This is a genomic window from Catenovulum adriaticum (genome assembly GCF_026725475.1).
Lineage (GTDB): Bacteria > Pseudomonadota > Gammaproteobacteria > Enterobacterales > Alteromonadaceae > Catenovulum > Catenovulum adriaticum.
Genome location: NZ_CP109967.1, coordinates 220,488 through 243,719, shown reverse-complemented (window position 1 = coordinate 243,719; position 23,232 = coordinate 220,488). Strand labels below are relative to the sequence as shown.

17 protein-coding genes are annotated in these 23,232 nt (G+C 37.4%); 4 read left to right on the top strand and 13 right to left on the bottom strand.

Going from position 1 to position 23,232, the window contains the following annotated elements; translation table 11 throughout:
* Positions 1 to 195: 195 nt before the first annotated feature.
* The 3 genes from OLW01_RS16990 to OLW01_RS16980 all read left to right on the top strand — a co-directional run bounded on the left by OLW01_RS16990 (position 196) and on the right by OLW01_RS16980 (position 5,501).
* The gene (locus OLW01_RS16990) at positions 196 to 1,116 is read left to right on the top strand and encodes a TIGR01777 family oxidoreductase (RefSeq protein WP_268077227.1); all 921 of its coding nucleotides are present in this window, start codon (positions 196 to 198) and stop codon (positions 1,114 to 1,116) included.
* A 442-nt stretch (positions 1,117 to 1,558) separates the two neighbouring features.
* The gene (locus tag OLW01_RS16985; RefSeq protein ID WP_268077226.1) at positions 1,559 to 1,810 is read left to right on the top strand and encodes a helix-turn-helix transcriptional regulator; all 252 of its coding nucleotides are present in this window, start codon (positions 1,559 to 1,561) and stop codon (positions 1,808 to 1,810) included.
* 328 nt (positions 1,811 to 2,138) lie between these two features.
* Positions 2,139 to 5,501 (top strand): DUF7133 domain-containing protein, encoded by a 3,363-nt coding sequence (locus OLW01_RS16980; RefSeq protein WP_268077225.1) that lies wholly within the window; start codon positions 2,139 to 2,141, stop codon positions 5,499 to 5,501.
* A gap of 326 nt (positions 5,502 to 5,827) precedes the next feature.
* Here the strand turns inward: OLW01_RS16980 and OLW01_RS16975 are convergent, their stop codons facing one another.
* The 6 genes from OLW01_RS16975 to OLW01_RS16950 form a co-directional block, all read right to left on the bottom strand.
* Positions 5,828 to 7,132 carry a GDSL-type esterase/lipase family protein gene (locus OLW01_RS16975; RefSeq protein WP_268077224.1) on the bottom strand — a complete coding sequence of 435 codons (1,305 nt, stop codon included), beginning with the start codon at positions 7,130 to 7,132 and terminating at the stop codon, positions 5,828 to 5,830.
* A gap of 260 nt (positions 7,133 to 7,392) precedes the next feature.
* Positions 7,393 to 8,544, bottom strand: coding sequence for an endo-1,4-beta-xylanase (locus OLW01_RS18450; RefSeq protein ID WP_326498616.1), 1,152 nt, complete (start codon positions 8,542 to 8,544; stop codon positions 7,393 to 7,395).
* The gene (locus OLW01_RS18445) at positions 8,496 to 8,912 is read right to left on the bottom strand and encodes an endo-1,4-beta-xylanase (protein ID WP_326498615.1); all 417 of its coding nucleotides are present in this window, start codon (positions 8,910 to 8,912) and stop codon (positions 8,496 to 8,498) included. The genes OLW01_RS18450 and OLW01_RS18445 overlap by 49 nt, the downstream gene beginning before the upstream one ends.
* Positions 8,913 to 9,103: 191 nt before the next feature.
* Positions 9,104 to 9,334: a carbohydrate binding domain-containing protein gene (locus OLW01_RS16960; RefSeq protein WP_268077223.1), complete on the bottom strand. Its 231-nt coding sequence runs from the start codon at positions 9,332 to 9,334 to the stop codon at positions 9,104 to 9,106.
* Complete coding sequence (locus OLW01_RS16955) at positions 9,315 to 9,500, bottom strand: hypothetical protein (RefSeq protein ID WP_268077222.1); 186 nt, start codon at positions 9,498 to 9,500, stop codon at positions 9,315 to 9,317. Before OLW01_RS16955 ends, OLW01_RS16960 begins: the two co-directional genes overlap by 20 nt.
* A 240-nt stretch (positions 9,501 to 9,740) precedes the next feature.
* Positions 9,741 to 10,784, bottom strand: a complete 1,044-nt coding sequence (locus OLW01_RS16950) for a glycoside hydrolase family 43 protein (protein ID WP_268077221.1) — start codon at positions 10,782 to 10,784, stop codon at positions 9,741 to 9,743.
* Between the two features lie 613 nt (positions 10,785 to 11,397).
* On the opposite strand from OLW01_RS16950, the gene OLW01_RS16945 reads away from it, so the two are divergent.
* Positions 11,398 to 12,129 carry an NUDIX hydrolase gene (locus tag OLW01_RS16945; RefSeq protein ID WP_268077220.1) on the top strand — a complete coding sequence of 244 codons (732 nt, stop codon included), beginning with the start codon at positions 11,398 to 11,400 and terminating at the stop codon, positions 12,127 to 12,129.
* 734 nt (positions 12,130 to 12,863) lie between these two features.
* On the opposite strand, the gene fusA is transcribed toward OLW01_RS16945, so the two are convergent.
* The 7 genes from fusA to pdxJ all read right to left on the bottom strand — a co-directional run bounded on the left by fusA (position 12,864) and on the right by pdxJ (position 23,221).
* Positions 12,864 to 14,954, bottom strand: a complete 2,091-nt coding sequence (gene fusA / locus OLW01_RS16940; RefSeq protein ID WP_268077219.1) for an elongation factor G — start codon at positions 14,952 to 14,954, stop codon at positions 12,864 to 12,866.
* 480 nt (positions 14,955 to 15,434) lie between these two features.
* The gene (locus tag OLW01_RS16935) at positions 15,435 to 16,613 is read right to left on the bottom strand and encodes a phosphoglycerate kinase (protein WP_268077218.1); all 1,179 of its coding nucleotides are present in this window, start codon (positions 16,611 to 16,613) and stop codon (positions 15,435 to 15,437) included.
* 139 nt (positions 16,614 to 16,752) lie between these two features.
* A complete protein-coding gene (gene epd / locus OLW01_RS16930) occupies positions 16,753 to 17,766 on the bottom strand; it encodes an erythrose-4-phosphate dehydrogenase (RefSeq protein WP_268077293.1) in 1,014 nt (337 codons plus the stop codon).
* A gap of 63 nt (positions 17,767 to 17,829) precedes the next feature.
* The gene (tkt, locus tag OLW01_RS16925) at positions 17,830 to 19,824 is read right to left on the bottom strand and encodes a transketolase (RefSeq protein WP_268077217.1); all 1,995 of its coding nucleotides are present in this window, start codon (positions 19,822 to 19,824) and stop codon (positions 17,830 to 17,832) included.
* A gap of 332 nt (positions 19,825 to 20,156) precedes the next feature.
* Positions 20,157 to 21,695: a CHRD domain-containing protein gene (locus tag OLW01_RS16920; protein WP_268077216.1), complete on the bottom strand. Its 1,539-nt coding sequence runs from the start codon at positions 21,693 to 21,695 to the stop codon at positions 20,157 to 20,159.
* 400 nt (positions 21,696 to 22,095) lie between these two features.
* On the bottom strand, positions 22,096 to 22,461 hold the full coding sequence (acpS, locus tag OLW01_RS16915; RefSeq protein ID WP_268077214.1) for a holo-ACP synthase: 366 nt from the start codon (positions 22,459 to 22,461) through the stop codon (positions 22,096 to 22,098).
* A 28-nt stretch (positions 22,462 to 22,489) separates the two neighbouring features.
* Entirely contained in the window at positions 22,490 to 23,221 is a 732-nt protein-coding gene (gene pdxJ, locus OLW01_RS16910) for a pyridoxine 5'-phosphate synthase (protein ID WP_268077212.1), read from the bottom strand.
* Positions 23,222 to 23,232 lie beyond the last annotated feature (11 nt).

The following is a 23,232-nucleotide window of genomic DNA, read 5'->3' as shown; positions in this document are numbered from 1 at the left end:
ATTGAAATACAATGGTTAAAAATTAAACTTTCACTGGATTTTATTGTCTGATAAATAAGACATAAGGCAAAAAATTAATAGAGCAGCATATAGAAGATAAAATCTGATTTAGCGCTGTCTTAAATAAGTGTTTAGCACTATTATAAAGTCAGCGCTCAAACTATTATCGCAAGCACCAGAATCCATAGGATTATAATGAAAATATTGTTCACTGGGGGAACAGGGTTAATAGGCACCCATTTAATCCGGCAGCTTAAACCTAATCATAAAATTAGCGTGTTAACCCGTGCGCCAAGTAATGCTTTTGAAGCCTTAGGTCATGATATTGAAGCCTATGTTTCGCTTGATTTAATTGAAAAATTTAACTTTGATGCCATTATCAATTTGGCAGGCGAACCTATTGCAGATAAACGTTGGAGCAATAAACAAAAACAAAAAATTTGTCAAAGCCGCTGGCAAATAACCCAAGATCTAATCGATAAAATTAGCCAAAGCTCAATTAAACCTAAGGTTTTTATATCTGGCTCTGCGGTTGGTTTTTATGGTAGTCAAAAGCCGTCGGCCGTGATCGACGAATTACATAACGACATTAATCCTGAGTTTACTCACAAGGTATGCGTAAAATGGGAAAAAATCGCCAACCAACTTAAAGATCAGACCCGCTTATGTATTATCCGTACCGGTATTGTGCTGGCCAAACATGGCGGTGCATTAACAAAAATGAAAATTCCATATCAATTAGGTATAGGCGGACCAATTGGCGACGGTGAGCAAATGATGTCCTGGATACATATTGATGATGTGACCAGTGCTATTGAACACTTACTAACTGATAAGCAATGTGCTGGTGTTTACAATTTAACAGCGCCACATCCAGTAAATAATAATCAATTTAGCCAAACACTTGCGAGCTGTTTGCATCGACCAAATGTAATGCGAATGCCACAATTTGTGATGAAATTTTTATTTGGTGAAATGTCTACATTATTGTTAGATGGGCAAGCTGTTATTCCAACCCGATTATTAGATGCAGGCTTTCATTTTCGTTACCCAGATTTACAATCAGCATTAACTCAATGTTTATCTACCAATAGAGACATAAGTGAGTCTGATTAAATAACATCACCTGATGCATACTGTATAACGGTATCAACAAAAATACGTTTGTGTATCTGTAAAATTTGTTAGAAATAATTCGTTTAGATCACTAAATTTCGTTATTTATGACATACCTAAGACAATGTTCTCTTGGTTCATATTATAAATTACCCTAGCAACGCTTTGATAATATTATAAAAATAATAAATGTCGCTTTTCCCCCCAAATAATTCGTGTTATAAAGTAACTGTATTTAGCTCTACTTATTTATTACCAATATTATTTAACGACCCGCTTTGTTAAGGCGTTAAAACTAAATCAGCCTTTATAAAAGGCCAGGGTCAGCTTAAATATGCTCATTAAGGGCTATTGGATAAAAAGAGCATTGCTATGCTATTAATTGGTGTTGGGGGTCTGTCCTACCAACTGTATTCCATTATCACATAACAAGATTCTGTCTATGAATATACTAACCTCGGGACTCACGCTTGAACAAACCCGTAAAGCGCTTGGCATATCCCAAAAAGATTTATATCAGGCTGTAAATGTCTCACGTGCGACTTATCACAACTGGGTCGTTGGTAAAAGTGAGCCTAGTGCCAGTCAATTTTTTACTATGTTGCAAATTTGCTGGCACAAACAAAATCCACACTCATCCCCACAAAAATTTAATCAACAAGTAAATAAATTGATCAGTTTGCAAGTCGATTAATTTGTTAATAAGCCGCTTAAACTCTTAATTGCTCCAATTTTTATTAAATTTGTATCAAGCTAAAATAAAGTTTAAGCGCTTAATGTTCTTCCGTTTTCTTAGCCGCCTGCGTCCTCAAATTCAATAAAAAATAAGACTAATAATCAGTTCACTTAAATTTAATTATTCAGCTGTGTCACGCCTTTGCCTATTAGTTGAAATAGTTTCAGATAAATGACGATTTGATTATAGTTTTATCCGAGTTAATTATATTTTAAAATGTTTACAATATGTATTATAAATGCAATTGTGTTGTTTATTTGAAATGGATTTAGTTCGGTTTGTCATTATGTTAAATAAAAAAATTAGAAATATAAGTGTATTAATTGCCGCAGTTATCGTAAATCAAATTGCCGCTGCGAGTGAAGCGGATGAACAAGCTGTTAAATTAAATTTTTCAACGGTTAAAAAGCCTCAGGATTTAGACTTTAAATTATGGGCTGGCCCTGACAAAACAACCAACCCTGCCTTTTTTACCTTGTCTCCTCAAGGCAAAATGTACGTTGCTGAAGCTCATAGGGCTTATCACGGTGTAGATGATGTGCGTGGTTTTCCGTTAAAACAGACCATTGAAGACATTCAAATTAAAACTTTAGAAGACAGGCTTAAGCTATACCAAGGTTATTCAAATATTAAACCTATGTCTTATTACACTAAGACATCTGATCAAATACGTTTATTAATAGATAGCAACAAAGATGGTCGCGCTGATACTGCGAAACTATTTGCGGACAATTTTAATGACCCACTTGATGGAATTGGTTCAGGTGTGATCACGCGTGATGACAAAGTATATTACACTAATATTCCTCATTTATGGTTACTGGAAGATAAAGATCAAAATGGCTTGGCTGAAAAACGAACGTCTTTACAAACTGGCTTTGGTACGCGGGTAAGTTTTTTGGGGCACGACATGCACGGTTTAGCTTGGGGTCCAGATGGCCGTTTGTATTGGACAATTGGTGATAGAGGTTATTATTTTACCAATAAAGAAGGCAAGGAGTTTGATGGTCAAAATGTCGGTGCTGTATTTCGCTCAAACCCAGATGGTTCAAATATAGAAGTATTTTATACCGGATTAAGAAATCCAACCGAGTTGGTATTTGACGAATTTGGCAATTTGTTTACCGCTGAAAACGACGGTGACCATGGGGATTTTGAGCGCATAAACCATTTAGTTGAAGGCGGCGACTCTGGTTGGCATGCAGGACACCAAAATATTATGAGTTTTAGTAAAAAACTCGGTTTTCGTTCATATAAATATGCAGGTAAAAAGACAGTTCCCACAGCTTGGATCGTGAAAAAAATGTCATTGCCACGCAACGATGACCAACCAGCATTTATGTTACCAAGTATTACTCAACTTTATACTGGCCCTTCTGGCATTACTTACAATCCAAGCAATTATTTGGGTGACGAGTGGAAAAACACCTTTTTTATCTCATCGTTTGCGGGTTCGCGTGATGGCTCATATATCCTTTCATTAAAAACACATAAAAATGGCGCATCATTTTTAACCTCAGAGCCAACCGAATTTGTCCGTGGTGTTAATGTATCTGATATTGATTTTGGCTTAGATGGTAAATTTTATATTGCAGAGTTTAACTTTGGTGGTTGGAACGCTGAAGGAGAAGGCGCAATTTATACCTTAGAAAAACCAGGACAAGTTGAACAGGAGCAAAAAAATATAAGGTTAGTCAATAATCTAAACAATCTAAGTTTGTCACAGCTCGCTCAACATTTATCAAATGACAACCAACGAATTCGTCAATTGACGCAATTTGAAATGGCTAAACAAGGTAAAGCTGCACTCGATATATTTAAAAAAATTGCTAAAAATAGCCACCAAGACTTATTTTCTCGTATTCACAGTATTTGGGGTATAAGCCAACTTGTATTTCAAGGTGATATCTCTAAAGATAATTTAAAATCGCTTGTTAATTTATTAGCTGATGATAATTCACATATTCGCGCGCAAGCTACCCGTGTATTAACTGATCACAGCTACGCCAATGCAGAACCTGAATTAATTAAAGCACTTGATGACGATAATGCACAGGTTGGCATGTATGCTGCTATTGGGCTTGGAAAAATAGGTAAAATTAATGCCGTTGATGCCATCATTAATAAATTAAATCAAGTTGAAGAGCAAGATTTATGGCTGCGTCATGGTTTAGTAATGGCTTTAGCTGGTATTGATAAATCAGCGTGGATTAAATACAAAAATCACTCATCTGAATATGTTCGAATGGCTGTGTTGTTAGCACTTCGTAAGCAAAAAGATGGCGAACTTAGCTACTTTTTAACCGATAAGAAAAACAGGTTAGTTCGAGAAGCGGCTTATGCAATTAGTGATTTACAACTTTTATCTGAACGAGCTAAACTTGCTGGTCTATTAAATCAATTTAAAGCACACAAAAAACCCGCTTTGGCTTATACCCACCACAGAATTATTAATGCTAATTTTAATGAAGGTAAACTCGATAATGCTAAACAAATTTTAAAATTTGCATTAAATCCTGATACACCTGCACGATTAGCTACAGAAGCACTTGCCGCTATTGAAGCTTGGTACGAGAAAAACCCAATTGATTCGATAACGGGTTTACCTAGTAACATGAACACCAACCGAACCAATATTGATAATTTAGTAAAAACTTATTTGCCTAAATTACTTAAATCTAAAAAAGGTTTCCCTTTGGTTCAATCGTTACGCTTAGCTAAACAATATCAATACCAAGTTGCAACACCAACATTAAAACAAATTACGCTTGATGACGAATCGCCAATTAACACCCGTCTTCAAACTTTAAATTTATTAGCATCAAATGATCAAGAGCAAGCCGTTAATATTGCGACTAAATTATTAGCCGATTCATCAATTAAAGTTAAAAAGGGTGCATTAAACTTAATTTTAGCTAACAAGCCTAACCTAGCTTTAAATTACATTGAAGGCTATCTGAGCTCATCAATTGATGAACAAAAAATTGCATTAGCAACCATGCCTGCAAAAACAAATACACAAATAGAAAAAAAATTAACACAATTAATGCAGCAGTTATTATCAGGGCAACACCCACCTAGCTTAACAATAGAGCTGGTTGCAGCGGCAAAAAACAGCAATAACCAAACGCTTAACCAAATGGCTGCACAATACGAAGCAAATTTAAATAAACTCGATTTATTAGCGCAATACCAAAGTACGTTAGTAGGCGGTGATATTGAAAAAGGCAAACAAATTGTCATGACAGGTGGTGCATCACAATGTTTACGTTGTCATAAAATTAACGGTAGCGGTTCTAGAGTTGGGCCAAATTTAACGAATGTCGGACAAAATTATTCAGCTGAGTATTTACTACAAGCTTTACTAGAACCCAGCGCGACTATAGCGCCATACTTTGGTACTTTTACTTTAACGCTTAATGACAATAACAAAATAAGTGGTTTATTTGTTTCTGAAACCGAGCAACAAATTCAATTAAAATTAGACAATGACCAAACTGAAACATTTACTAAAAATAAAATTAAACACATTGAACGACCTACATCAGGCATGCCACCAATGGGATATATTTTAAGCAAAGCCGAAATTAGAGATGTATTAGCTTATTTGCAAACGTTAAAAGGTAAAAGGGTTAAATCTGGACATTGATATAATAATTAACCTGAGCTCGGGTTAAGGTATATTCTAACGAATTGAATGATTTAACTTTATAGCTCTACATAGTTTCTAACAAGAATTTTTTGCATGGACAAGGCAAATTCACGCGTCAATAGCTAGCGCTTTAGTTGTATTAATTCCGACTAAAGCGCTAGCTCCCCCAATCCATGGGGGTTGTATGCAAGTGAATTTAACGCAGCCTCACCCCAGTGAAAAAAGGCCGTTTGAAACATATTATTCAACCACGTTGAGGTTAATTAGCTCGATAACATATGTGACATTGCGTCTCATAATCTCTGGCCAATACTAACCAAAGGTTATTTATTTTTTACATATTGACTAATGTAAGGTTTAAGCTGCTGCGCCCATATTTCGTAGCCTTGTTTATTTGGATGTAATAGGTCAGGCATGATTGTTGTACTGAGCACTTCATTTTCATCCAAAAACGCATCATTAAAATTCGCAAACAAAATACCTTGTTGGTTAGCTAAATTTTTCAATAATTGGTTAGTAATTTCATTATTTTGTCGTTCAACGTCATTAGGCTGAGCTGAACGTGGGAAAATTGCTAATAATAAAATTGGGCTATGTGGGATTTTTTGCTTTAACAATTCAACTATTTTAGCAACCCCATTTTTTATATACTCGGGCTTGTCTAACCGATGACCCGTGTTATTCGTTCCTATCATAATAACCGTAAGTTCAGGTGTTAAGTTGTCCACTTCGCCATGCTGTAAGCGCCAGATCACGTTCTCGGTACGGTCGCCGCTAAAACCTAAATTCAGCGAGTTAATATCTGAAAAATGCGTCTTCCAAACCGATTTCCCGGTGTTTTCCCACCCATGAGTTATTGAGTCACCGATTAAAATTAAATCAGGATCGCTTTGTTGAGCTTCATCAAGTTTTTGTTGGTGGCGTTTAGCCCACCAACTAACCGACCAAAATTCATTGAGCATACTAGCAGTAACCGAACGTTTGTCCGCAGTTATGCAATCAAAATTAGCATCTTGATTATTGGTATAACGAATATTACGCAATTCAATATCTCCGCTACCTCGGGTGATTAAATGAAATGGCGTCTTCACTTGATTCAGTGCGTCAGCAGATTCAACCAGACAATTTAGCGGAATATAAAGTGGCTGCCAAGCTTTGCCATCGCGATCCTGTGCCCAATCCCTTAACTTAATTTTTGAACGACAAGCGTGTACACAGCTGACACCAATTTCAATCGAAGCTTTTTTAATTTTTTCAAATTTAACATCTAATGCCAATACACCCGCAGAATAATAGCGTGATAGATTCAGCGCCGGCTTTGACTGAGTATATAAATTCAATGAATCGCTTTTTTGATAACTTAAATGTAATGTTTTATCAGTATCAGATGTAAGCTGAGTTAATTTCCCATGACCAGGTTCAATTTTTAGTACTGAATTAGTCAGGATCTTAGCGCCCTTATTTTGCTGCTTAAGATATATGTCTGTCTCACCTTTTAATGTTTTGTGGTAAATGACTTTATCGGTACTTGAGCCTATGTTTAAATCTTGCTTAATTGCTTTATTGTCGGAGCAGGCCGTGCTCAAAACTCCCACAACAATGAATCCAAACGGTTTAAGTTTAAGCATAAAATACCTTATAAAAGTAATAGTAAGAAAGACTTAAGTCATAAATTAAAATGACTAAACTAACCATATTTTAATCATTTCATATAATATGAAATATTTTTAATGTGGCATTCGCAAGAAATAAGTGTTTTAGCTTAACGTTTTATTCCTCTACCCTTTATTTATTGGCGCATAGCGATAATGGTAAGCACTGTGCGTTCATACTAAGCTAGTACAAACTCAGCAGTGCGTTTATATTTAAGCTCGTTGTATCTTCACCATTATCGTTTTTTAGTGACTGAAATATTGTCAATATAATATTCGACCCCGCTGGCAGTTCCTTCTATGTAAATATAAGTCCCAGCATCCGTCCCATCAACAGTATGTGTATATTCACCCGTTAATAAAGTCCAGTTGGTATTATTAACCTCTACTTGATACGCAGCTGAATTGTAATGGTCGCCTGCGTCATCTGTTAATTTTACACTTAAAGATGCTTTATCTAACTCTGCATTGGCAAGTTTTACGTAAGCCGACATTAAATACGTTTTTCCTGCTTCTAATGTAACCGTGTGTGCTATCCCATTCCAGTTATCTGTTCTAGCCGTTGCTTTAGCCGAATATAGGCCTTGATAAACATGCGCCGATTCTAATTCAACTTGGGTTTCCCCATGACCAAACCAAGGAGCTGTGTTATTCGCTTCAAAACCAGAATTGTTAATTAACTCCACCGGATCATTAGTTTCAGATTCATTGTCATTTGGTTCTAGTTCTGGCATTGGGTCAGCGTTTAGTGCGTCTGCAAAACCTTGCAAAGCGGGCTTAGGATTAAAATCATTATCAAACAATAATGGCCAATCTGTGTTGTCTGTTAATGCCGTAATCCAGCTGTCTTTATCACTTATGCCCCACACTGTAATACCACCACGAAGTGATTTAGGAACAACAGCTAAATACGTGCTTACAATATTCAAATATCTTTGTTTTTCTGCAATAAAGGGAGTCAGTTGGCCATTGCAATTGTTGTCATTCATTTGGATATCAAGCTCAGTAATTTTAACTTTCAAGCCTAAATCGACTACTTTCTGTAATTGTTTCGCAAACTGAACTTTATCAGGTAGAGCCTCGTTAATATGCATTTGAAAACCAATTCCATCTAGTGGAATATCATTTTCTTGGAACTGCTTAGCCATCTCAACAATTCCATCTAGCTTAGCGTCATTCCAAGATATATTATAATCATTATAATAAAGTTCAGCATCTGAATCGGCTTCTCTGGCTTTTTTAAAAGCGAATTCAATAAATTCATCACCGATATTTGGATGCCAAACAGACGCTTGACGCTGGTCTTCACCATGGCCGTCGTTTACAACATCCCAGCTTGCTACTTTTCCGGCAAAGTGGCTGGCACCTTGAAATACATGATTCTCCATAATATCAACCCAAGCTGACTTATCACCGGAAAAATTTGTATCCAAGTAGGAATTTGACTATGCCAAACCAATACGTGGCCATGTAATGTTAGCCCATTATTATTTGCATAATTAACCAACGCATCAGCTTCTGTAAAATTAAAAGTACCCTGACTGGGCTGCAATGCATCCATTTTCATTATGTTTTCGGCAGAAATTTGGCTAAAGTGTTTCATTACAACGGAACTACGTTTGCTACTTGTAAGCACACTATTACTTGCTTGACCTGCAGGTACGGCAACACCTATAAGGATTTGAGTTAATGACTTTAAACTGTCGACTGTGACTGGCGAAAACTCGGCCAAATTAGATAAAGGATCCAATTTCACTGAGATATCGTCAATATAATAATCAATACCGCTGGCTGGTCCTTCAATATAAATATATCTGTTTTATTTTCAATATTATTATTAAAAGTGCCTGATAACTCGACCCAACCACTATTGTTAGCTTGAGCACTTGCAACTGCTATATATTCATCTTTACCATTTGAAGTTACTTTAACACTTAGCTTAACCGTTTAATCAGAACTATTAACGAGCTTAACCCAAGCAGACATTTGATAAGCTTTATTTTGTTCAAGCAGACCAACCAAACTATGCAATGGTGCATTCCATGAGTCTGTACGTCCAGTTATTTTACCGCTATAAGCGCCACTGTGTACTTTTTCAGTTGAGGCTTCAATAATCGAAACACTATCATTGGTAAGCCAATTAGATGCATTACCTTGTTCAAAATCTGGATTCAGCATTCTCCGTTTCTGGTTTATCCTTTTCGCCTTTGCTTTCCTCTTCGCCTGAGCTTTCGTCTTCGTCTGAGCTTTCGTCTTCGTCTGAGCTTTCGTCTTCGCCTGTGCTATCAGCTTCATCTTGGTTATAGTTTTTTTTCACCAAGAGGTTTTTTAATTTCATCTTCATCAATAGAACAACCAGAAATACTTATAATAGTTGCTAGTAATATGCTTATTTTATTTTTAATCTTCATGAACAACCTTTTAGTAAAATTGACATTATAAGATTAAAATAATAAACATCTTTTTATTTATATGTCAATAAAACGTTAAAAATTAATAACATTTGAAGATAATTGACTATAAGATCAAAAAAACCGCTGAATTCGGACAACTATCAGCGGCTTGAAGTTAATAAAATAGCCATTTATTTATAAGGCTGTATGGTTTTAATTTTGCCATCATCATCATGAATTAACTCTGTCATTTTAACCGAACGTAGATGTGATTGCCCTCCAGACAACATACAATCATGATAAAACAAGTACCAATTTCCTTGGTATTCGGCAATTGAATGGTGTGTAGTCCAACCTACAACGGGCTCTAAGATAACGCCTTGATAAGTAAAAGGGCCAGTGGGAGATTCACTAGTTGCATATGCAATCATATGAGTATCGCCTGTAGAGTAAGAAAAATAATACAACCCATCATATTTATGTACCCAAGGTCCTTCAAAAAATCGTCTTTGAGTATCCCCTTGCTGAATCAAATTTCCTTTTTCATCAAGAATCTGAATATCTTTGGCTGGCTCAGCAAATTGCAGCATATCCTCTGATAGTTTAGCGACTTTTGGCATGATCGCTGCTTCATTATCTTGAGGATAATTGTCAACTGAATTAAATTTACCCTCTGTCCAATTTTGAAGCTGACCACCCCATATACCACCAAAATAAATATAGTAATCTTCACCATCCTGGTACACCGCAGGATCAATACTAAAACTTCCTTGTATTGCTTCAGGTTCAGCTGTAAATGGGCCCTCCGGTTGTTTGCTACGTGCAACACCTAGCCTAAAGATGCCATCGTGATCACGCGCAGGAAAATACAAATAATAATGACCATTTTTATGTGCCGCATCTGGAGCCCACATTTGACAACTCGCCCAAGGTACATCATCCACATCAAGCACTTTTCCATGATCAGTTACTTCTCCCTTAACATCACTCAAAGAAAGTACATGGTAGTCTTTCATGGCGTATTGATCGCCATTATCATTAAGTGGCTGATCTGTTTCTATATCATGTGATGGATAAATATAAATCCTATTATTGAAAACATGCGCAGAAGGGTCTGCGGTATAAATATGCGTAACCAAAGGAGGCGCTATTGCAATTAAATTATTCGCTTTTTTTAAATCCATCGCTTGCTTAAGCTCGGCATCACTTTTTATTACATTAGTACCTTTTGGCATCTCACCCTCTCAATAACGCTTGTGTAACCAATTGATTACATAAAATACAGTTAACTTTTAATCCTTTAATTATACGCCCCACAAACAAATAGTCAAATAAACAATAAGATTGAAATCGTATGAAAATTAGATAAATAAATCATTGAGATAATAAAGTATTTAATTTTTGAGCTTTCGAAACTTCCTTTTTGATGACTAATATTGATAAAAATATTTTATTCAATAAATTATTTTATATGTTCACCGCTAATTTTAACTAGGGAAACAAAGCAACATGTATAAATTTCACTAACCTGCTGAATTTAAAATATATTTAAATAAATTTGTTAGGTACTTTCTTAAAATCGAAGATGATTTTTAAATTAGTTGGGGCATAGCATATCGCTAACGTTAATCTAGACTGGTGATTTGAGATCTACCTATAAAATTTAATGACAATATGTTATAGTCAACTTGTTTAATACAGATAATAATTCGGTTATAAATTAAAGTATATTTGCACCAATTCAATATTGTAAAAATAATATTGAATAACCTTTTATCAGAGCAAGTCCTCTCGCTGTACGATTTGGCCCTTAAATTTTTAAACAGTAAAAGAAAAATTAGACTATAAATGAATAATAAAACCCAACTACTCGCTGCTGAAATGGATAAAGAAGAACAACTGCCAGATGACTGTATGAAAAATTTATCAGTCGATAACTTAATTTACGCTATGGATCAGGGCAAATTAAAAGTATTACTCGCTAAATATAAGCATGGTATTGCTGCCAATAAATGGGGATTAATTGGGCATTGGGTTAAACTTGATGAAAATTTAGAAACAGCTGCTTACCGGGTCGTAACACAAGCAACAGGAGTTACTAATTTTCACTTAGATCAACTTGCGACATTTGGTAAAGTTAACCGCTACCCGCTTCGACGAATTATTACCGTTGTTTACTATTCATTAGTTAGACTGGAAGAAACCAATATTATCCATGGTGAGAATACCCATGAGGTTGCTTGGTTTGATGTGAAAGCATTACCTGAATTGATTTTTGATCATGACGAAATAGTGCAAGCGTCACTTGAACATTTAAAGTATAAAGTTCGGCATGAGCCTATCGGCTTTAGTTTATTACCTGAAAAATTTACCTTATTACAGCTACAAGAAATATACGAAGCCATTTTAGATATTAAATTAGACAAACCTAATTTCCGCCGAAAGATCCAGAAAATGAATTTATTGATAAACTGTAAAGAAAAACAAAAAGATGTGGCACACAGAGCGGCCACTCTATACCGTTTTGATATCAATGTTTATGAAAAGCTAAAAGATTTTGGTTTTAATTTTGAATATTAAATTTTACATGAACAAAAAGCGTTAACTTACGGGGCAAGGTTATTATTATTTTACCTAGGGTCTGTTGACCTTTTGGGTACAATTTTGCAGCAGTTTGTTTGGTATTTATACAAGGCATAGCGATTGACGTGTAGTGGGCTACATAAATGAGCTATAAAGACTTTATGCTCCTGCAAAGTCACCTTACCCCACATCCATGTGGGGCAACACAGTAGAAATGCTAAACAAACGCTGCCCTTCGGGTTCGTCCTAAACGCTTTTTGCTCTTTGTTGCCTGCATGGATGCAGGTACTTAGCGTGAGCAGGATGCGGTAGCTGTGCTCGATATTGACATAGAATAACTATGCTACATATCTCGCGTCGCGATCAAAAAGCGTTTAGTTAGAACAAAATTTGTACTCCAAACGTCAACAGACCTTAGTTTCTCTTAAATTATTATCTCTAAGCACACCTTCACCTCTTCTTTTTAATATATTTTAATTTTTCTTTAGGTTAGTCGCTGCATATTAACGTGCTTCAAACGTTAACAAGGTCTAATATTGTATTTTCCCGAAGCTTGGATAAAAGTTAACTAACCTCAACTCGAGTTAAGGAGTATTCTAACTAATACATTGGGTTTATATAACGTCAATAAAACTTAATCTGTCGCGCATTATTTTTCACCAAACGACAGATACAAAAAAACCACTACAATTTCATGTAGTGGTTTTTTTAAGCGTTAAATAATAATTAAATTATTTAGCTGCTTTTTTCTCTTTCTCAGCTGCAATTACTGCATCAGCAACATTGTTAGGACAAGCTGCATAATGTGAAAATTCCATTGAGAATTGACCACGACCTGAAGTCATAGTACGCAAGTGACCAATGTAACCAAACATTTCTGATAATGGAACGTCTGCTTTAACACGAACACCAGTTGCGCCCGCTTCTTGGTCTTTAATCATACCACGACGACGGTTAATATCACCGATAACGTCACCAACATGATCTTCTGGCGTAAATACGTCAACTTTCATGATAGGTTCAAGTAACTGAGGACCTGCTTTAGGCATTGATTGACGGAATGCACCTTTAGCTGCGATTTCAAATGCAATTGCAGATGAATCCACGGCGTGGAAGCCACCGTCAAATAATTCTACTTCAACGTCTAATGTAGGGAAGCCAGCTAAAACACCTTCTGCCATCATGCCTTTGAAGCCTTTCTCAATTGCAGGGAAGAATTCTTTAGGAACGTTACCACCAACAACCGTTGAAGAAAAAGTAAAGCCTGAGTTTGCTTCGCCTGGCTTGATGCGATAATCAATTTTACCAAATTGACCAGAACCACCAGATTGCTTCTTGTGCGTGTAGCTATCTTCGATTTCACGAGTAATAGTTTCACGGTATGCAACTTGTGGTTGACCTACATCTAATTCAACACCGTAAGTACGTTTTAAGATGTCTACTTTGATATCTAAGTGAAGTTCACCCATACCTTTAAGGATGGTTTCGCCTGAATCATCATCAGTTTCAACTTGGAAAGATGGATCTTCTGCAACCATTTTACCAATTGCAATACCCATTTTTTCTGTTGAACCTTTATCACGAGGTGCAACCGCAATTGAGATAACTGGATCTGGGAAAATCATAGGTTCAAGTGTACAAACATTTTTAGGATCACATAAAGTATGACCCGTTTGTACATTCTTCATACCAACAATAGCGATAATGTCACCAGCATGGGCTGAAGATAATTCTGAACGCTCATCTGCATGCATTTCAACCATACGGCCAATACGCTCAGTTTTACCTGTTGCCGCATTAAGTACAGTGTCACCTTTATTCAATTTACCTGAGTAAATACGGATAAAGGTTAATGCGCCAAAACGGTCATCCATAATTTTGAATGCTAAAGCACGGAACGGTTCGTCAAGAGAAACAGTAGCAACTTCGCCAGTTGGCTCACCGGTTTCTTCATCAGTCAATTCTTGTGGCTGAACTTCTGTAGGAGACGGTAAATAATCAGTAACAGCGTTCAATACTAATTGAATACCTTTATTCTTGTATGCAGAACCACAGAAAGTTGGGAAGAAAGATAAATTATGTGTACCTTTACGGATACAATCTTTAATTTGATCCATGGTAGGCTCTGTACCTTCTTCAAGGTATGCCATCATTAAATCTTCATCTTGCTCTAATGCAGTTTCAATTAAAGCTTCACGGTATTCAGCCGCTTTTTCAACCATATCTGCTGGAATATCAGTTACGTCAAAATTCTCAGGTAAACCAGAATCATCCCAGATATATGCTTTTTGTTCTAATACGTCAACAACACCGCTAAAGTCATCTTCAATACCAATTGGTAAAGTCATAACAAGCGGAGTAGCTGCTAAAACAGTTTCAACTTGCTTAACAACGCGATAAAAGTCAGCACCCATACGGTCTAACTTATTTACGAAAATGATACGAGAAACTTCTGCATCATTTGCATAACGCCAGTTAGTTTCTGACTGAGGCTCAACACCACCAGAACCACAGAAAACACCAACACCACCATCTAATACTTTTAATGAACGATATACTTCAACCGTGAAGTCAACGTGTCCAGGCGTATCGATGATGTTTAAACGGTGATCATTCCAGAAACATGTAGTTGCTGCTGATTGAATCGTAATACCACGCTCAGCTTCTTGATCCATGAAATCCGTTGTAGTTGAACCGTCATGAGTATCACCAATTTTATGGATTTTACCGGTTAACTTAAGAATACGTTCTGTGGTGGTAGTTTTACCCGCATCAACGTGGGCAAAAATACCAATATTTCTATATTTAGATAAATCAGTCATTGTTTTACTCTACTAATTATGTGTCAAGAATTTATACCAAAACTCTGCAGAAATCAGTTCTTCAGATAACTTGGGTATATAATGCGCGATAGGATACAGGATTTTTAGAAAAATGTATGAAATTTTTTCTTTTCTTACGCAATTAGTTTCTTTCCAGCGAAAAAACTAAATTTCCTACCGCTGTGTCTGTAATATATTACAAAAATATAACCATTTTTTTGGTTAGATAAATCGTAAAATCAATTCGCCAATAACTTGCAGTTACTTATTATTTAATGTGGGAATATGAATTAACGGGCGCAGTCTACCACAATATGGGAGCTGGCTAAATAACCTAAAAACAGATTAGGAATCAATCAAGCCTGTAAATAAAAAATATGACTAATTTAAGCCAGATAAAACATAAAAGCGAGTAGAATTTGTTTAAAATTCGTACTCGCTGATTAGAGATGTAGCGATTGTTTTAAATCACTACCTTAATTAAGCTTTAGCTCTTTCTTGTAAAATTTTAACAGCCGGTAACTCTTTACCTTCAACAAATTCTAAAAAAGCACCACCGCCAGTTGAAACATAAGAAATTTTGTCTGCTAAGTCCCATTTATCGATTGCCGCTAATGTGTCACCACCGCCGGCAATGGTAAACGCTTGGCTTTCTGCAATGGCTTTAGCCACTGTTTCTGTACCTTTTGAAAATGCATCAAATTCAAAAACACCACATGGACCGTTCCAAATAACCGTTTTTGCATTTTTAACAATTTCAGCTACACGAGCTGCAGACTCTGGACCATAATCGATGATTTCTTCATCAGCTTGTACTTCACTAGCTGCTTTCGTTTCAGTTTTAGAGTCATGGCTCCAATCGCTAAAACCATCACGAGTTGTACGTACATCTGTTGCAAATACAACTTCAGTGGTGTCACGTAAGCGCTGTGCTTCTGGAATTAAATCGGCTTCGTATAAAGAGTTACCCACTTCGTTACCTGCAGAAGCAACGAAAGTATTTGAGATGCCGCCGCCAACGACTAAAGTATCAACAATTTTAGAAAACGCATCTAATACGGTTAATTTAGAAGAAACTTTTGAGCCGCCAACAATAGCAACAACCGGACGCTCTGGATTACCCAAAGCTTTTCCTAACGCATCAAGCTCTTGAACCAATAAAGGACCAGCACATGCTACAGGTGCAAATTTAGCAACACCATGAGTAGAAGCCTGCGCACGGTGAGCAGTACCAAATGCATCCATTACAAACACGTCACATAAAGCGGCTAATTTCTTTGACAAAGCTTCATCATCTGCTTTTTCACCAACATTAAAGCGGACATTTTCTAATACGACAACTTCGCCAGCTTTTGCTTCAACGCCATCTAAATAATCACTTGCTAAACGAACAGGTGCATCTAATTGTTCATTTAAGTATGCAACCACAGGTGATAATGAATACACTTGCTCAAATTCACCTTCCGTTGGACGACCTAAATGAGACATAACCAATACAGCCGCGCCTTTTTCTAGCGCAGCTTTAATGGTTGGAATAGCAGAATCTACACGAACAGTTGATGTGATGTTTTGTGCATCATCAAAAGGCACATTTAAATCTTCACGAATTAAAACCGTTTTGCCATTTAAATCTAGGTCAGTCATTTTGATTACTGACATAAGCGAATCTCCAATTATTTTTAAAATATAAATTTATTATGTTGTTTAAAACCCAATAACTGAAATTAACAACATGATTGCTTTTACAAGCATCAATTGAGCTACCATCAATTGATGTTAATCATTCCTTGCCGCCGATTTATTCAGCGGACATCATTGCTCGGCATGTGTCTAACATGCGGTTAGCATAACCCCATTCGTTATCACACCATACTAAAACTTTGACTAATTTATTATGACTTACTCGAGTCTGAGTACCATCTAAAATACATGAATGTGGATCATGATTAAAATCTATAGACACCAAAGGCGCTTCGGTGTAATCCAATATGCCTTTTAACTCGTTCGATGCAGCCTCTTTAATAACTTGATTTATTTGGTTGATACTTGCTTCTTTTTCAATCGTAATACTCAAAACTAGGGCGGTCACATTGACTGTTGGCACACGAACCGAAATAGCCTCAAACCGACCTTGGAATTTGGGTAAAATTCTTTCAATGCCCGCAGATAAACGGGTATCTACCGGAATAATTGATTGACTAGCCGCTCGTGTCCGCCTTAAATCCTGATGATAAGAATCAATAACCGGCTGATCATTCATGGCTGAATGTATTGTTGTAATACTGCCACTTTCAATGCCAAAGGCTTGATCTAATACAGTAATCACTGGGACGCAGCCATTGGTGGTACAAGACGCAGCAGAGACGACCCTATCACGGCGCGTTAATACTTGTTGATTAACGCCGTAAACGATAGTCGCATCCATGTTATTATCACCTGGGTGAGATAATAATACCTTGCTTGCACCTTGACGTATATGAACAAAAGCATCCTCAAACCCAGAAACTTGCCCTGAACATTCAAAAACCACGTCAACTCGCATGTTTGACCAAGGTAATTCAGATATTTTTTGTTCATTCAACAATTGAATGAGCTGACCATTAATCTGCAAGCGATTATTTTCAAGTGAGACATCGGCATTAAATTTACCGTGAGAGGTGTCATATTTTAATAGATGTAAAATAGATTCAGGTGAAGCCAGTTCATTAATCGCGACGATTTTGAACTCATCAGCTAGGCCATATTCATGTATTGCACGAACGACACTTCGTCCAATTCGGCCAAACCCATTAATCGCAACTCTAATAATGATGGTATCTCCAAGCGCAAAAAGGCAGACTTAAAGCCTGCCTTTTTCAGTTCATAAAGCTAATAATTAGCCTAATTTTTTAACCGTAGCAACTACGTTTTCAACAGTAAAGCCAAAGTGCTTGAATAACTCACCGCCTGGTGCAGATTCACCAAAGGTTGTCATACACACAAAACCACCGTTGAAACCAACATACTTGTACCAATAGTCAGCATGAGCTGCTTCAATTGCAACACGCTTAGTAACAGCAGCTGGTAATACTGATTCTTTATATTCTGCAGTTTGTGCATCAAAAGTATCCGTTGAAGGCATAGAAACAACGCGTGCTTTAATCCCTTCGTCAGCTAATGCTTTAACTGAATTTACCGCTAATTCAACTTCTGAACCAGTCGCAATTAAAATAACATCTGGTGTACCGTCTGTATCAACTAATACATAACCACCTTTTTCAATGTTAGCGACTTGTTCAGCAGTACGCGTTTGAGCCGCTAAACCTTGACGGCTAAAGACTAATGCAGTTGGCGCTTTTTGACGTTCAACCGCTACTTTCCATGCCACTGCAGATTCAGTCGCATCACCAGGACGCCATGTAGACATATTTGGTGTCATACGTAAATTAGCGACTTGTTCAATAGGTTGGTGAGTTGGACCATCTTCACCTTGACCAATTGAATCGTGCGTATAAACAAAAATATTTTGAATGCCCATTAATGCAGACATACGTACCGCATTACGTGCGTATTCCATAAACATCATGAAAGTTGCACCGTAGTTGATAAAACCGCCGTGTAATGAGATACCGTTCATGATACCTGACATACCGAATTCACGCACACCATAATGGATGTAGTTACCAGCAGCATCATCTTGAATACCTTTCGAACCTGACCATAATGTTAAGTTAGAACCGGCTAAATCGGCAGAACCACCTAATAATTCAGGTAAGATAGCGCCAAATGCTTCAATAGTACTTTGTGATGCTTTACGTGATGCTACTTTTTCACCTTTTGCTTGTGTTTCAGCGATGAAAGCTTGCGCTTTTTCAGCAAAATCAGCAGGTAAATCACCTTTAATAACACGACGCTCAAACTCAGCTGCTAACTCAGGATAAGCCGCTTTATAAGCTTCAAATTTAGCTTCCCAAGCTTTTTCTTTTGCAGTACCAGCTTCTTTGGCATCCCAACCTGCATAAACGTCTGACGGAATCTCAAACGGTGCATGTGGCCATTGTAAAAATTCACGTGCTGCTGCAATTTCTTCATCACCTAATGGAGCACCATGACAATCATGGCTACCTGATTTATTAGGCGAACCTAAACCAATAATTGTTTTACAACAAATCATTGTTGGTTTGTCAGTCACTGATTTAGCTTCTTCAATAGCAGCTTTAATTGCTTCAGGATCGTGACCGTCTACACCTTCAACAACGTGCCAGCCGTATGATTCAAAACGTTTAGGTGTATCGTCGGTAAACCAACCTTCAACATGACCGTCGATCGAAATGCCATTGTCATCCCAAAATGCGATTAATTTACCTAGACCTAAAGTACCAGCTAAAGAACAAGCTTCATGAGAGATACCTTCCATTAAGCAACCGTCACCTAAGAAACAGTATGTGAAATGATCAACGATATCGTGGCCTTCACGATTAAACTGTGCTGCTAACGTTTTTTCAGCAATAGCAAAACCAACTGCATTAGAAACACCTGCGCCTAATGGACCAGTCGTGGTTTCAACACCTTCAGTATAACCATACTCTGGATGACCTGGCGTTTGAGAATGCATTTGACGGAATTGTTGTAATTGCTCCATAGGCAAGTTGTAGCCTGACAAATGAAGTAATGAATAGATCAACATTGAGCCGTGACCGTTAGATAAGATAAAACGATCTCGATCTGGCCACTTTGGATTTGTTGGATTGTGGTCTAAAAAATCACACCATAATACTTGAGCGATGTCAGCCATCCCCATAGGCGCACCCGGGTGACCAGATTTAGCTTTTTGAACCGCGTCCATACTCAATACACGGATAGCGTTAGCAAGTTCTTTGCGTGACGACATTTTAACTCCTTAAGTTAACCATTTCTTGGTAGCGTCGAATATATAAAATGACTGCCGATCATATTCAATTTCAGCAGTATAAAATCGGGGGGTATTTTCGCTTACACAAACGTTAAGTGCAAATATTTATCGCATATATCGGCTATTTTCGAGTATCGTAAGACAAATATGATTTAGGTTAATTATTAAATATACTATTTAAAGAATAAAATTTAATTTTTTGTGCATCGTCAGACAAAATATGGCTCGGGTCAGTAGGTACATAAACGCAGATTAAATTCAGTTAACATTTAAATCTGCGCTAGTTCATTGGGTAAAAGATAGGCTTAAAATTAAAAGACGATTTGTCCTCTTATTTGTCCGCTCGGATTAGCTGGCGTATGAATATTAATATAGTGACCGGCATCAAGAAACGTATCTAAAACACTTTGCTCAAGCATGGTGTTATCTGGTGTCATCCAAATGTTAGTATCTGAACTATCTTGCTCAAGCGCAACGACGACATCGCCATTTACACCTAAAATACCAGCATGGATATGTGCAGCAGTGGCATCACTTACCCCAGAAGTCACCGCTTTTAGCTCAAGCTCATTCGTAAGTAAATACACTAAAGCATAACCACTGCCCATCGCATCTGTTGTAACAGCTGGCACCTCTTGGCTGCCACTAATAGGAAATGTCAGTAAATTAAAATGATCCGTTAAAATTTGACCGCGGATTTCACCACCCGCATTAGCTGGTGTATGCACATTCACATAATGTCCGCCATCTATTAAAGTATTAAACACAGCTTCGGTTAAATTAGTATTCGCAGGCGCCTTCCACACATTCATATCATCTGTAGATTGCTCTAATCCCACTAATACCCCTCCATTTGTGCCTATTCGACCAGTATGAATATGGGCAGCAGTGGCATCACTTACCCCAGAAGTCACAACTTGTAATTCAAGCGCATAATCATTCATATCAATCAGAGCATAACCGCTGCCCATTGCATCTGTACTAACCGCTGGTACTTCTTGTTCACCATTTAAAGCAAAGGTCACTAACGCAAAGTTATCCGCTAAAATTTGACCACGAATTTCACCTGATGGGTTTTCACTCGTGTGTACATTCACATAATGCCCACCCGATAATAGAGTTTCGGCCGTGCCACTATCTATCATGGTTTCACTAGGCGTTACCCATTGAGATGCATCTGCACCTTGTGATAATGCAATTGCAACGCCACCATTTGTACCCATTCGTCCCGTATGAATATGTGCTGCATTAGCCCCTTCAAGCGCCATCGCTGTCACTTTTAAATCTAACTCACCAGATGTTTGATGATAAGTCGCATAGCCATAACCCATGGCGTTTGTATCGACTGCCGGAACTTCCTGCTCGCCTGATAACTTAAAAGTGAATAGGATAAAATCATCTGTTAAAATCTGTCCACGTAAAGCACCGGAGGGATTCTCTTGAGTATGAACATTGACATACCAGCCACCATCCAGCATTTCTTCTACTGCGGCCTGATCTAACATAGTTTCTTCAATATAATACATACCCGAGGTTTCACTTGGCTCAAAAGCAAAAGCAACGTCGCCATTCGTGCCTACGTAACCTTGATGAATATGAGCAGCAGAAAAATTATCCACTTCGGTGGCATCTAACTTAGCTCTAAACTGCATTCGATCTTCATCATATTCAATAATAGCTTCTGCTTTGTTATCGGACGTGACGCTGGGCACTTCTTGCGAACCAGATAAGACCACATTAAATGTATTACTCACTTTAAATTCTTCTGGATCTGAATCATTATCAGAGCCAAAATCTAAAGAGCAAGCAGTCAAACTGAGTACCAATAAATAAATTAAATATTTTTTCATAACTAAATCCTTCTATGTATCTCTAATAAACTGCATACCAATAATTTGGTAGCGTCCTAGGTGTGATATTTATTAAGTTTAGTTTTATAGACAAAATTAACCAGTCCAGAATTAAAATACAGTTATATCCTAAAAATAATTCAGAAAGTCACTAAAATAATAGTCACAGTCGTTAATTAAGGTATACCTAGGTTAATTCTGCTGGGGAGGGCCGCAATTATTGAGGTCACTTAAAACTAATGAAAGTATAAACTTACATTTAACGTACGTATTAATTTACAAAAATAAAGTTTTTATTGTGATATTAATTTTAGAATAGACAGCTACATTAAAAATGTAGCTGTCAGTCAGGAGATGCAATAAAGGAAGGTTCTAATTTGCTAATCATAAATGTCACTGCTTAGCGCTCAATGATTACAGTAGCAACAGCATGTGTTTGCTCATCCGATATGCTAATGTGAACTTTAAAAGGACGCTTAAGTAAGGATTCAGCCACCCCACTTATAGACATTACAGGCGCGCCAGATTCCAAGTTTGAAATGTTAAAATCCTGAAAACTGACACCTTTTGCTATGCCTGTACCTACGGCTTTAGCGGCTGCTTCTTTTGCAGCCCAGCGTTTAGCTAAAAAACGCTGCTGTTGTTTATGATGTAAAAATAATTCATATTCAGATTGGGTCAGAACCCGCTTTGCAATTTTGGTTAACTGGGCGGGTTTAAATCGGGCAATTTCAACAATATCTGTCCCTAATCCGATAATAGCCATTTTTAATCGTGCTCCAATTTAGCTAAGCTTAAGCTCGGGCTTCTAGCATTAAAGCACGCATATCACTTACCGCTTTTGCTAAGCCGTCTATTGCAGCACGGGCGATAATCGCATGCCCTATATTCAGTTCAATTAATTGTGGAATAGCGGCAACAGGTTTTACATTATGGTAATGTAAACCGTGCCCGGCATTCACTTTTAAACCAATTGAATCGGCATAGGCCGCTGCTTTTGCAATACGTTTTAGCTCAGACTCTGCTGCCGCTTCAGTTTTTGCATCAGCATAACCGCCGGTATGTAACTCAATATAAGTTGCGCCTGATTTTTTAGCCGCATCAATTTGCAAATGGTCTGCGTCAATAAATAATGATACTTGGGTACCACCAGCGGTTATACGTTCAACCGCTGTGATCATTTTATCGATTTGGCCGGCTACATCTAAGCCACCTTCGGTTGTTAGCTCTTCACGTTTTTCGGGTACTAAACAACAAAATGCTGGTTTAATTCGCTCTGCGACTCTAATCATTTCATCTGTCACGGCCATTTCTAAATTCATTCGAGTTTGAATGGTTTGCGCCAGCACATCTACATCTCTGTCTTGTATATGACGTCTGTCTTCACGTAAATGAATAGTGATCCCATCTGCACCTGCATGTTCAGCTACAGCTGCCGCATGGACTGGATCTGGATAACTGGTACCTCTGGCTTGGCGAAGGGTTGCAATATGATCAATATTAACCCCTAGTAAAATTTCTTTCATGCGATTCTCTC